This is a genomic window from Mesorhizobium sp. WSM4976 (assembly GCF_029625685.1).
In the GTDB taxonomy this organism is placed as follows: domain Bacteria; phylum Pseudomonadota; class Alphaproteobacteria; order Rhizobiales; family Rhizobiaceae; genus Mesorhizobium.
This window is the reverse complement of sequence record NZ_JARTVT010000003.1, coordinates 52,501-64,404: the sequence shown is the minus strand read 5'-3', so window position 1 is coordinate 64,404 and position 11,904 is coordinate 52,501. Positions and strand designations below refer to the sequence as shown.

Below are 11,904 nucleotides of genomic sequence, written 5' to 3'. Positions count from 1 at the left end.
CCCCCCCCCCCCCCCCACCCCCCCCCCCGCCCCTCGCGGCTCGCGGCGGGGGGGGGCGCGCCCCCCCCCCCCCGGGGGGGGGGGGGGGGCGCGGGCCGCCCCCCCCCCCCCCCCCCCCCGCGCCGAGGCGCGCGCGCTCAATGTCCGGCTCATCCCGGAGGAGCCGCTGAAGAATGCCTGTGCGCCGAGGATGACGGTCGCCGAGAACATCGCCTTCCGCACCTTCGACGTGGACGGCAAGGGCAGGCCGGTGAGCTGGATCAGCGCCGGCGCCATCAAGGCTTTCAGCGCCCGCTTGGTCGAGCAGTTCAAGGTCAAGACGGCATCGCTGTCTTCGCCGATCGCTTCGCTGTCGGGCGGCAATGTGCAGCGCGCCGTGCTCGCCCGCGAACTCACCGGCGAGGTCGACCTGCTGATCGTCTCCAACCCCTGCTTCGGCCTCGATTTCTCCGCCGTCGCCGAGATCCGTGCCCGCATCATGAAGGCGCGCAACGCCGGAGCCGCGGTGCTGCTGATGTCGGAAGACCTGGACGAGCTGCTGGAACTCTCCGACCGCATTCTCGTCATGTCCGACGGCGCGCTGGTCTATGAGACGCCGATTGCGCAGGCGAGCGTGCAAACGATCGGCGAGCACATGTCGGGGCATCACTGATGGCGGAAATCGCAGCGCAGCCCTTCGCCTTTGCCTTCAGGCCCGAGACGACGGCGCTCATCGTCATCGACATGCAGCGCGACTTTGCCGAGCCGGGCGGGTTCGGAGCGAGTCTCGGCAACGACGTCAGCCGGGTCACAGCGATCGTGCCGACGGTGAAGCGGCTGATCGAGGGCTTTCGCGCCGCTGGCCTCCCGGTGATCCACACCATGGAGTGCCACAGGCCCGACCTTTCAGACCTCCCTCCCGCCAAGCGCGACCGCGGCAATCCCTCGATCCGCATCGGCGATGTCGGCCCGATGGGCCGCGTGCTGATCGCCGGCGAGCCCGGCACCGCGATCCTCGACGATCTCGCTCCCTTGCCCGGCGAGATCGTCATCAAGAAGCCTGGCAAGGGCGCCTTCTACGCGACCGGCCTCGGCGATGACCTGAAACGTATCGGCGCGCAGCAACTGGTGTTCGCCGGCGTGACGACCGAAGTCTGCGTGCAGACGACAATGCGCGAGGCCAACGACCGCGGCTACGAATGCCTGGTCGCCGAGGATGCGACGGAAAGCTACTTCCCCGAATTCAAGGCGTCGGCGCTCGCCATGATCCGGGCGCAAGGCGCGATCGTCGGCTGGACGGCGACCACCGACCAGGTGCTTGAGGGAATTGCGAATGCCTAATCTTGCCTTTGCCGGCCTCGTCGACGGTGGCTGGCGCGATCTGGCGTTCGAGCCTTTCCGCGACGGAGTCACCGCGCACTGGCTGCTCAAGGGCGGCCCGGTCGAACCGTCGGTCGCTATCCTCAAATATCAGCCGGGCGCCGGCGTGCCGCGCCACCGCCATGCCGGGCTGGAAACCATCGTCGTGCTGGACGGCACGCAGAGCGACGAGAACGGCGACTATTCAGCGGGAAGCGTGATCCTCAATCCGGTCGGCACCGAGCATTCGGTGTGGACAAAGGACGGATGTGTCGTGCTGATCCAGTGGGACCTGCCGGTGATCATTCTGGGGGAAACGAAATGAACGACATCCGCTTCGACATCGGCAGCCTGCACGCGGCCTACCAGGCCGGCGCCAGCGTTGCCGAGGTCATCGACACGGTTCTCTCCCGCATCGCGGCAGCGGCCGACTCCGGCATCTTCATCCATCTTGCGACGAAAGCCGCGATGCTGGCCGAAGCCGAAACTCTCGGACCGTTCGACCCTGTGGCCAAGCCGCTCTGGGGCATCCCCTTCGCTGTCAAGGACAATATCGACGTCGCCGGCATGCCGACCACGGCGGCCTGCGCCGAATTTGCCTATACGCCGGACAAAGACGCGACGGTTGTAGCGAGGCTCAAGGCCGCGGGCGCTTTTGTCGTCGGCAAGACTAATCTCGACCAGTTCGCCACCGGCCTTGTCGGCGTGCGCACGCCGTGGCCGATCCCAAGAAATGCGATCGATCCGAAACTGGTGCCGGGTGGCTCCTCCTCCGGCTCGGCGGTGGCGACGGCGCGCGCCATCGTTTCCTTCGCGCTCGGCACCGACACCGCCGGTTCGGGACGCATTCCGGCCGGCCTCAACAACATCGTCGGCCTGAAGCCGACGGTGGGTGCGCTGTCCACGACCGGCGTCGTGCCGGCCTGCCGGACGCTCGACTGCGTCTCGGTCTTCGCGCTGACGGTCGATGACGCCTATGCGGTGTTTTCGGTCGCTGCGGCGCATGATGCCGCCGATCCCTATTCGCGCGCGGTCGCCGTCCAGCCCCTCGCCGCCCGCCCACCGGTGCTGACCGTCGGCATCCCGGCAAAGGCCGATTTGAAATTCTTCGGCGATGCGTCGATGCAGGCCGGCTTCGAGGCAGCTCTCGCCGCCCTGGAGACGCTCGGCGCACGGCTCGTCGAAATCCCGTTCGGCAACTTCTACGTCACCGCCGACCTTCTCTACGAAGGCGCCTGGGTAGCGGAACGCTATGCGGCGATCCGCGATTTCTTCGAGGCGAATGAAGCAGCCCTCCATCCGGTGACGCGCAGGATCATCGGTGGCGCCAAGAACCTTTCGGCCGCCGACGCTTTCCGCGGGCTCTATGCCTTGCAGGCCTACAAGGCGCGGCTCGCGCCGGTGATTGCCTCCGTCGACCTCTTCTGCGTGCCGACCGCGCCGACCCACTATACAGTCGATGCCGTGCTTGCCGATCCGATCGCCATCAACAGCCGGCTCGGCACCTATACCAATTTCGTCAATCTGCTCGACATGTGCGGCATAGCCGTGCCCGCCGGCACACGCGACGATGGCCTGCCTATGAGCGTTACCCTGCTTGCGGCCGCCGGACGCGACGGCTTCATCGCGGCGGTGGCGCGAGATCTCCATGCGGCGAGCGGGCTCACTCTCGGCGCGACCGGATGGCGGCAGTCGAGCGCGCAGCCTGTCGGCGCGCCAGCCGATGACGGCACGATCGAGCTGGTGGTGGTCGGCGCGCATCTTTCGGGAATGCCGCTCAACGGCCAATTGAAGGAGGCCGGCGCAAGCTTCAGCAGGTCGGCGCGGACGGCGCCTTCCTACAAGCTCTATGAGCTCGCCGGCCACACCCCGCCCAAGCCAGGCCTTGTCCGGGTCGGCAATGGCGGCAGCGCCATCGAGATCGAGGTCTGGCGCCTTTGCGCCGACGCCTTCGGCCGTTTCGTCGCCGCCATCCCGGCGCCGCTCGGCATCGGCACCATCGAGCTCGACGACGGCACCTCGCCGAAGGGTTTCCTGGCCGAGACTGCCGGCCTCTTGGCGGCGACAGACATCTCGGCCTATGGCGGCTGGCGCAGCTACGTCACCAGGACGAGCGGGAGTCAACGCCGATAGGAGAGCGTTCCCAACAACTGAGCGGCGGCCCGGCTCAGCGGCGAGCTCATCGGATCAGGCCGCCATGTCAAACGCTCCGGCGTCCGATCAGGTCAGCTCGAACCGCTCCACGGCGCGCATGATGCCGCGCAGCTCGGCAAGACCTTTCAGCCTGCCGATCAGCGAATAGCCGGGATTGATCTTGGTTTTGCCGATATCGTCGGCAAGCAGATGGCCATGGTCCGGCCGCATCGGGATGCGCCAGTCGGACCGCCCTTCCTTGCGCCGGCGCGCCTCTTCCTTCATCAGCGCCAGGATGACTTCGGCCATGTCGGTCGAGCCATCCAGATGCTCGGCCTCGTAGAACGAGCCGTCCTCTTCGCGCGTGACGTTGCGCAGATGCGCGAAATGGATCCTCGGTCCGAACTCCTCGATCATCGCGACCAGGTCGTTGTCGGCGCGCACGCCGTAGGAGCCGGTGCAGAAGGTCAGCCCGTTCGACGGACTGTCGACCGCCCTCACGATGAAGCGCGCGTCGTCGGCGGTGGAAACCACGCGCGGCAAGCCGTAGAGCGAGAAGGGCGGATCATCGGGATGGATGCACATGCGCGCCCCGACTTCCTCGGCCGCCGGGATGATCTCCTTCAGGAACCAGGCGAGGTTGGCACGCAGTTCGGCGGGACCGATCGCGGCATAGTCGGCAAGGGCATCGCGCATCGTCTCGCGATTGTAGGTGCGCTCTGTAGCCGGCAGGCCGGCGATCAGGTTGCGTTCTATCCTGTCGATGTCGTCGTTGCTCAAGGTCTTGAGCCGCGCTTCTGCCTCCTTGAGGCGCGCCGGACTGTAGCTCGCCTCGGCATTCGGCCGCTTCAGCACGAACACATCATAGGCGGCGAAATCGAGTGCATCGAAACGCAGCGCGTAACCGGTGGTCGGCAGCCGGTACATCAGATCGGTGCGCGTCCAGTCCACCACCGGCATGAAATTGTAGCAGATCGTCGAGATGCCGGCCTTGGCCAGCGCCCGGATCGTATCCTTGTACCAGCCGGCGTAACGCTGCCGTTCCGGCGTTCCGGTCTTGATCGAGTTGTGGACCGGAATGCTTTCGACCACCGACCATGCCAGGCCCGCGGCCTCGATGATGCGCTTGCGTTCGAGAATGGCGTCGAGCGGCCAGGCGCTGCCGTCATAGAGGTTGTGCAGCGCCGTCACGATGCCTGTTGCCCCGGCCTGCTTGATATGATCGAGCGTGACCGTATCGTTCGGGCCGTACCAACGCCAGCATTGTTCCATGACTTCCTCTCAAAGCATTCGTTTTCATACACGTCGGTTCTGATGGTCGCCATGCATCAAAACAAGGACGTAAAGCCGCGTCGACCGAATCCGTTTCAGCGCGAGCGCTTCAGCGTGGTTGCGATCGACCATATTGTCGGATCACAATGGCCGTCAATTCAGGTGATTTCGGCGCTGCTGCGAACCACCGACTGGCGCTTCCGTCCAACATTGCAGGAGTTTTGTCCATGAACGATTTCGACGGCAAGGTCGCCCTGGTGACGGGAACGACCGGCATCGCCGAGGCAACCGCGCGCCGTCTTGCCGAGGGCGGCGCCGCGATCATCGCGCTGGGCATCGACCAGGCCGCCAACGCGATGCTGCAGGCCGAGCTCAACCGCGCGGGCGCCGCCGCGCTCGTGCTCGCCACGGATGTTGCTGTACCGGACCAGGTGGAGAGGGCGGTCGCCGCTGGCGTCGAGAAATTCGGCGGGCTGGACGTCATCGTCAATTCGGCCGCCGTGCATCCTTACGGCACGGCGACAACGACGGATTTCGAGACCTGGAGCCGGGCGATGTCGGTCAATGTCGGGTCGATCTACCTCACCGCCCGTTTCGGCATACCCGAAATGATCAAGCGCGGCGGCGGTGCCATCGTCAACGTTGCCTCGGTGCAAGGCACCGCTTGCCAGGAGAATGTCGCGGCCTACGCCACCACCAAGGGCGCCATCCACACGCTGACGCGCTCGCTGGCGCTCGATTATGCCCGAAAAGGCATCCGCGTGAACTCCGTCAGTCCGGGATCCATCCGCACCCCGATCCTCGAACGCGCCGCCCGCGCCGACGATCCCAATGCCGATGTCGAAGCTGCCTTCAAACGCTTCGGCGAAGCGCACCCGCTCGGGCGCATCGGCGAGCCGGAGGAAGTGGCGGAACTGATCGCGTTCCTGTGCTCGTCCAAGGCAAGCTTTTGCACCGGGGCCGACTACAGGATAGACGGCGGCCTTCTGGCGGGCATCGGGGTTCGATAACGCCGCAGTCGCAATGAGGCGGTTGGGGAGACGGACGCGCTCCCTTGCGGCGGCGCGCGTTAACCGTCTATCGTGGGTCTTCCAACGCCATCGGAAACTATCCCGGCGAATAGAGCGACGAAGCAGATTTCAGAGCGAACGAAGTAACGCATAGCCAATGGCCGACAAATCGCGAATCGGACTGACCGCTGTCGATACCGTTCCCCTGCATGAGAAAGTCTATCTGGAGCTCGTTCGGGCCCTTATGTCCGGACAGTTGCAGCCTGGCCAGAAGCTGACCTCGCGCAAGCTTGCCAAGGAGCTCGGCACCAGCGACATGCCGGTGCGCAGCGCCTTCACCCGGCTGCAGGCGCTGAGGGCACTGAGCCCGATGCCGAACGGCAGCGTCGAGGTGCCTCTGATTTCCGCCGATCGCTTCTCGCAATTGACCGCGGTGCGCACCATCCTGGAGGGCACGGCGACCGAGCTTGCGACAAAACGCATCAACGGCAACAATCTGCGCGCGATCCGGCGCCACTGCGCCGAGCTCACTGAGGCTGCCCGCAATGGCGGGATCGAAAACTATCTGCGCAAGAACCACGACTTCAAATTCTCGATCTACCGCCATTGCGGCAACGAGCAGATGATCTTCCTCATCGAGACGGTGTGGATGCAGGTTGGGCCTTTCCTGCGGAACCTGCATATCGGCTTCGAGGATGATCTCGCCGGCATTTTGGGGATCGACTATCATGAGGAGGTCGTGGCGGCGATCGAGACCGGCGACGGCGAGCGGGCGCGTCGGGCGATCGTGCGCGACATCGACGAGGGCGCCATGCATATCCTCGGCCAAGTGAAATTCCCCGAACTGCGCCACTAGGCAATGGACGCCGAATCCGGCTTGGCTTTCGCCGGCCACACCGCTATGTTGCGATCGCAGATCGCGGAAACGGACCTGAAAATGCCTCCCGATATCCCAGCTAGTGGATTGAAAAAATGAAGAAAAGCCATTCGGCGCCAGCCGATACGGCCTTCATAAACTCACAAGCTGAAAATTGGATATCGTAGCCTGCAAGGGCTACAGCACCTAAAAAGGGGCTGGAAATTGAGCATGCGATCGCGTACGTTTTGAACTGGCTTGAAAGAAGGAAGGACATCCAGAGCCTGAGGGCCGCGGTGTGCGACCTGAACGGCATCATGCGTGGCAAGCGCATTCCGGTCGAGCAGGCGCGCAAGGCGCTCGAAGGCAAGCTGCGCATGCCCTATTCTGCCATCGGCCTCGATATATGGGGCGAGGACATCGAAGGCAACGCCCAGGTGTTCTCGACCGGCGACGCCGACGGGCTTTGCCACTGGACCGGACGCGGCATATTGCCGGTCAACTGGACGGCCCATCCGACCGCGCTTCTGCCGCTCTGGCTGGCGGACGACAGCGGCGCTCCCTATCTCGGCGATCCGCGCCGCGCGCTCGCCCGCATCCTCGACCGCTACGCGGCGCTCGGCCTGACGCCCGTCACCGCGACCGAGTTGGAATTCTACCTCGTCGATCCGACCTCGCAGCGACCTGTCGGCCCCGTCTCGCCGGTCACCGGCAGGCGCCTCGATTCCGACGCGGCGCTCTCGATCGACGAGGTCGACGATTTCGAAGCCTTCATTCACGATATCTACGAAGCCTGCCGCATGCAGGACATTCCGGTCGACACCGCGATTGCCGAGAACGGCGTCGGCCAGTTTGAGATCAATTTGAACCACGTGCCCGATGCCTTGCGCGCAGCGGACGACGCTGTGCTGTTCAAGCGCACCGTGAAGGGCATCGCCCGCAAGCATGGCTTCGCCGCCTGCTTCATGGCCAAACCCTATGGCGAGCGCGCCGGCAATGGTTTGCATGTCCATTTCAGCGTGCTCGACAAGGACGGCCGCAACATCTTCGACGACGGCTCCGACCAGGGCTCCGACACCATGCGCCATGCCGTCGGCGGCCTGCTTGCAGCGATGGCGCAAAGCACGCTGGTGTTCGCACCCCACTTCAATTCCTACCGCCGGCTGCGGCCGAGATCCTATGCGCCGACCGCCGTCGCCTGGGGTTACGAGAACCGCATGGTGGCGATCCGCATTCCGGGCGGCCCGTCGGCCGCGCGCCGCATCGAGCATCGCGTCTCCGGCGCCGACGCCAATCCCTATCTTGTGCTGGCGGCAATCCTCGGCGCGGCGTTGATCGGCATCGAGCGCCAGCTCTCGCCCGGCGAGCCGACCGGCGGCGAGGGCCAGGGGCTCACGCTCGCCAAGCTGCCGCCGGACTGGGCGTCGGCCATCGCCGCCTTCGAGGCCGGCCCGCGCGTTGCCGAAATTTTTCCGACGATGCTGCGCGACGCTTTTGTCGCGTGCAAGCGCCAGGAATTGAACACGTTCGCGCTGAATGTCAGCGACTTCGAAATCGAGACCTATCTCGAGAGCGTTTGAGATCGGCGAACCGGGCGCCTCGTCGAGTACGCCGCTGGCGGCAGCGGTGGCCTCTATTGAAGGCGCTACCCCGTGAACGCCGGCAGCGTCAGGCCCTTGACGCCGACCGCGAACAGCCCGCCCGAATGCTTCTGGCCGGCAGCAAGGCTGGCGTGATGTGGTTAAGTTCAGGATGATCGGCGGCACGCCGAACTGGGTCACGCCGCCGCCGATGATGAGCCCGATGAGGTGCCGCCGCCAAGCAGCGGCACTGCTATGAAACCGGTTCCTTACCATCCGATCGCAAGGAACAATCCCGGATTTGGGCTCGCGGGAGTGTTCGTACCAGCTTTTCCAATGATCCGGCGGCTGTCAGGCGGATAATGATCCGGCGGCTGTCAGGCGGATATCGAAACGCCCGCGCGAGGCGGGCGTTTTTTGGTTGCGGGGACAGGATTTGAACCTGTGACCTTCAGGTTATGAGCCTGACGAGCTACCGGGCTGCTCCACCCCGCGTCACCTACGAGCAAGCGTTTGCTTGCGACTACGAGCAAGCGTTTTGCTTGCGACTACGAGCAAGCGTTTGCTTGCGACTACGAGCAAGCGTTTGCTTGCATTCCTGGACGTAAGCCCGAGCCTAGGAACAGGAAGGCCTACAAATAGGTAGGTGGCTCACCAAATGAAAGGGCCGCGTTTGCGGCCCGGGCTCCCGTTTGGCGGGCCGTTATCGTAGAGAGAAGATGAGAGTTGAACATGCGCTTTGCAGACCTGGCAGCGACCTACTCTCCCGCGTCTTGAGACGAAGTACCATCAGCGCTGGAGCGTTTCACGGCCGAGTTCGGAATGGGATCGGGTGCAGCCGCTCCGCCATAACCACCAGGTCGGCAAAACGCATGTTCAATCGAGAAGCTGTTCAAGCGCGATCCGAGGGATCGTCGCGTCTGTGCCAAGGCGACATTTGCGTTTTGCCGACGGGCGATGCCCGCAAGCGCGACTGCGCGTCGCCGGTCGTCCGGCGCCCTCGCTTAAGCTTTGGCCCCGAAGGGGCCGCTCATGCGTGAGCGCTGATGGATATGAGTAATGAGAACGATCAAGCCTATCGAACTATTAGTACCGGTAAGCTTCAAGCGTTGCCGCTCTTCCACACCCGGCCTATCAACGTGGTCGTCTTCCACGGTTCTCAGGGAATACTCGTTTCAAGGTGGGTTTCCCGCTTAGATGCCTTCAGCGGTTATCCCGTCCGGATATAGCTACCCTGCAATGCGGCTGGCGCCACAACAGGTCCACCAGAGATCCGTCCATCCCGGTCCTCTCGTACTAGGGACAGATCCTTTCAATATTCCTACACCCACGGCAGATAGGGACCGAACTGTCTCACGACGTTCTGAACCCAACTCACGTACCGCTTTAAATGGCGAACAGCCATACCCTTGGGACCTGCTCCAGCCCCAGGATGCGATGAGTCGACATCGAGGTGCCAAACAACCCCGTCGATATGGACTCTTGGGGGTCATCAGCCTGTTATCCCCGGCGTACCTTTTATCCGTTGAGCGATGGCCCTTCCACGCGGGACCACCGGATCACTATGACCGACTTTCGTCTCTGCTCGACTTGTCAGTCTCGCAGTCAGGCAGGCTTATGCCATTGCACTCAGCGAACGATTTCCGACCGTTCTGAGCCCACCATCGCGCGCCTCCGTTACTCTTTAGGAGGCGACCGCCCCAGTCAAACTACCCACCATACATTGTCCCGGACCCGGATAACGGGCCGCGGTTAGACATCCATAGTAATAAGGGTGGTATTTCAAGGGTGGCTCCACCTGAGCTGGCGCCCAGGCTTCAAAGCCTACCACCTATCCTACACATGCCACTACGAATGCCAATGTAAAGCTATAGTAAAGGTGCACGGGGTCTTTCCGTCTAACCGCAGGAACCCCGCATCTTCACGGGGAATTCAATTTCACTGAGTCTATGCTGGAGACAGCGGGGAAGTCGTTACGCCATTCGTGCAGGTCGGAACTTACCCGACAAGGAATTTCGCTACCTTAGGACCGTTATAGTTACGGCCGCCGTTTACTGGGGCTTCGATTCAGAGCTTGCACCCCTCCTCTTAACCTTCCAGCACCGGGCAGGCGTCAGACCCTATACGTCGCCTTGCGGCTTCGCAGAGCCCTGTGTTTTTGATAAACAGTCGCTACCCCCTGGTCTGTGCCACCCTCCCTAGCTTGCGCTAAAAAGGGTCACGCTTCTTCCGAAGTTACGCGTGCAATTTGCCGAGTTCCTTCAGCATAGTTCTCTCAAGCGCCTTGGTATACTCTACCTGACCACCAGTGTCGGTTTCGGGTACGGTCTATAAGGAGGAGCTATTTCCTGGAACCACTCCGCTGCCCGTTCAATCCGATAAGATTGGACAACTTGTGTGATCCGTCACTACCTCCAGGCCCACGAATATTAACGTGGTTCCCATCGACTACGCGTTTCCGCCTCGTCTTAGGGGCCGGCTAACCCTGCTCAGATTAACTTTAAGCAGGAACCCTTGGTCTTTCGGCGGGGGAGTCTCTCACTCCCCTTACGTTACTCATGTCAGCATTCGCACTTCTGATACCTCCACCGCCCCTCACGGGTACGGCTTCATCAGCTTACAGAACGCTCCGCTACCGCTCGTGATTGCTCACGAACCCTAAGCTTCGGTGTATGGCTTTAGCCCCGTTACATTTTCGGCGCAAAGACCCTTATTTAGACCAGTGAGCTGTTACGCTTTCTTTAAATGATGGCTGCTTCTAAGCCAACATCCTGGTTGTTTTGGGATCCTCACATCCTTTCCCACTTAGCCATAACTTGGGGACCTTAGCTGTAGGTCAGGGTTGTTTCCCTTTTCACGACGGACGTTAGCACCCGCCGTGTGTCTGCCGACTAGTACTCCCAGGTATTCGGAGTTTGGTTAGGTTTGGTAATCCGGTGAGGACCCCTAGCCCATCCAGTGCTCTACCCCCTGGGGTATTCGGTCGACGCTCTACCTAAATAGATTTCGCGGAGAACCAGCTATTTCCGAGTTTGATTGGCCTTTCACCCCTAGCCACAAGTCATCCCGAACTATTGCAACAGTTATGGGTTCGGTCCTCCAGTAAGTGTTACCTTACCTTCAACCTGCTCATGGCTAGATCACTCGGTTTCGGGTCTAATGCGACGAACTGAACGCCCTGTTCAGACTCGCTTTCGCTGCGCCTACACCTACCGGTTTAAGCTTGCTCGTCACACTAAGTCGCTGACCCATTATACAAAAGGTACGTGGTCACCCTTGCGGGCTCCCACTGTTTGTAGGCAATCGGTTTCAGGTACTCTTTCACTCCCCTTGTCGGGGTGCTTTTCACCTTTCCCTCACGGTACTAGTTCGCTATCGGTCATGCACGAGTACTTAGGCTTGGAAGGTGGTCCTCCCAATTTCAGACAGGATTTCACGTGTCCCGCCTTACTCGAGGACGATTGATCGCATTACGCGTACGGGGCTGTCACCCGCTATGGCCCTACTTTCCAGAAGGTTCCGCTTGTCTCTCAATCGCCACTGGCCTGGTCCGGGTTCGCTCGCCACTACTTCCGGAGTCTCGGTTGATGTCCTTTCCTACGGGTACTTAGATGTTTCAGTTCCCCGCGTTCGCCACTTTATCCCTATGTATTCAGGATAAGTTACCTATTAGCGATACTTGGAAACCACAGCGGCAAGACCGCGCGACCCCAAA

The 11,904-nt window shown here is 62.3% G+C and carries 8 protein-coding genes, 1 tRNA gene, 2 rRNA genes and 1 pseudogene (1 of these 12 only partly in view); 8 read left to right on the top strand and 4 right to left on the bottom strand.

Annotated elements, in window-relative coordinates; translation table 11 throughout:
- Nucleotides 1-139: 139 nt before the first annotated feature.
- The 4 genes and pseudogenes from P9272_RS04380 to atzF form a co-directional block, all read left to right on the top strand.
- Nucleotides 140-652 (top strand): annotated as a pseudogene (locus P9272_RS04380) (ABC transporter ATP-binding protein); the annotation flags it as partial.
- Complete coding sequence (locus P9272_RS04375; RefSeq protein ID WP_278159297.1) at nt 652-1,320, top strand: isochorismatase family cysteine hydrolase; 669 nt, start codon at nt 652-654, stop codon at nt 1,318-1,320. The pseudogene P9272_RS04380 and the gene P9272_RS04375, both read left to right, overlap by 1 nt.
- Nucleotides 1,313-1,663 carry a cupin domain-containing protein gene (locus P9272_RS04370; RefSeq protein WP_278159295.1) on the top strand — a complete coding sequence of 117 codons (351 nt, stop codon included), beginning with the start codon at nt 1,313-1,315 and terminating at the stop codon, nt 1,661-1,663. The genes P9272_RS04375 and P9272_RS04370 overlap by 8 nt, the downstream gene beginning before the upstream one ends.
- Nucleotides 1,660-3,471, top strand: a complete 1,812-nt coding sequence (atzF, locus tag P9272_RS04365; protein ID WP_278159293.1) for an allophanate hydrolase — start codon at nt 1,660-1,662, stop codon at nt 3,469-3,471. The genes P9272_RS04370 and atzF overlap by 4 nt, the downstream gene beginning before the upstream one ends.
- A gap of 87 nt (nt 3,472-3,558) precedes the next feature.
- Here atzF and uxuA read toward each other — a convergent pair whose 3' ends face one another.
- Nucleotides 3,559-4,743, bottom strand: coding sequence for a mannonate dehydratase (gene uxuA, locus P9272_RS04360; protein ID WP_278159291.1), 1,185 nt, complete (start codon nt 4,741-4,743; stop codon nt 3,559-3,561).
- 42 nt (nt 4,744-4,785) lie between these two features.
- On the opposite strand from uxuA, the gene P9272_RS04355 reads away from it, so the two are divergent.
- The 4 genes from P9272_RS04355 to P9272_RS04340 all read left to right on the top strand — a co-directional run bounded on the left by P9272_RS04355 (nt 4,786) and on the right by P9272_RS04340 (nt 8,189).
- Nucleotides 4,786-4,974: a hypothetical protein gene (locus P9272_RS04355; RefSeq protein WP_278159289.1), complete on the top strand. Its 189-nt coding sequence runs from the start codon at nt 4,786-4,788 to the stop codon at nt 4,972-4,974.
- On the top strand, nt 4,971-5,753 hold the full coding sequence (locus P9272_RS04350) for an SDR family oxidoreductase (RefSeq protein ID WP_128261209.1): 783 nt from the start codon (nt 4,971-4,973) through the stop codon (nt 5,751-5,753). Before P9272_RS04355 ends, P9272_RS04350 begins: the two co-directional genes overlap by 4 nt.
- A gap of 157 nt (nt 5,754-5,910) precedes the next feature.
- On the top strand, nt 5,911-6,609 hold the full coding sequence (locus P9272_RS04345) for a GntR family transcriptional regulator (protein ID WP_278159286.1): 699 nt from the start codon (nt 5,911-5,913) through the stop codon (nt 6,607-6,609).
- A 224-nt stretch (nt 6,610-6,833) separates the two neighbouring features.
- Nucleotides 6,834-8,189, top strand: a complete 1,356-nt coding sequence (locus tag P9272_RS04340) for a glutamine synthetase family protein (protein WP_347404034.1) — start codon at nt 6,834-6,836, stop codon at nt 8,187-8,189.
- Between the two features lie 418 nt (nt 8,190-8,607).
- Here P9272_RS04340 and P9272_RS04335 read toward each other — a convergent pair.
- The 3 genes from P9272_RS04335 to P9272_RS04325 all read right to left on the bottom strand — a co-directional run.
- Nucleotides 8,608-8,684, bottom strand: a tRNA-Met gene (locus P9272_RS04335).
- Between the two features lie 250 nt (nt 8,685-8,934).
- Nucleotides 8,935-9,049 (bottom strand): 5S ribosomal RNA (gene rrf, locus P9272_RS04330).
- Between the two features lie 205 nt (nt 9,050-9,254).
- Nucleotides 9,255-11,904: ribosomal RNA gene (locus P9272_RS04325) — 23S ribosomal RNA — on the bottom strand; it runs 175 nt beyond the window's last position.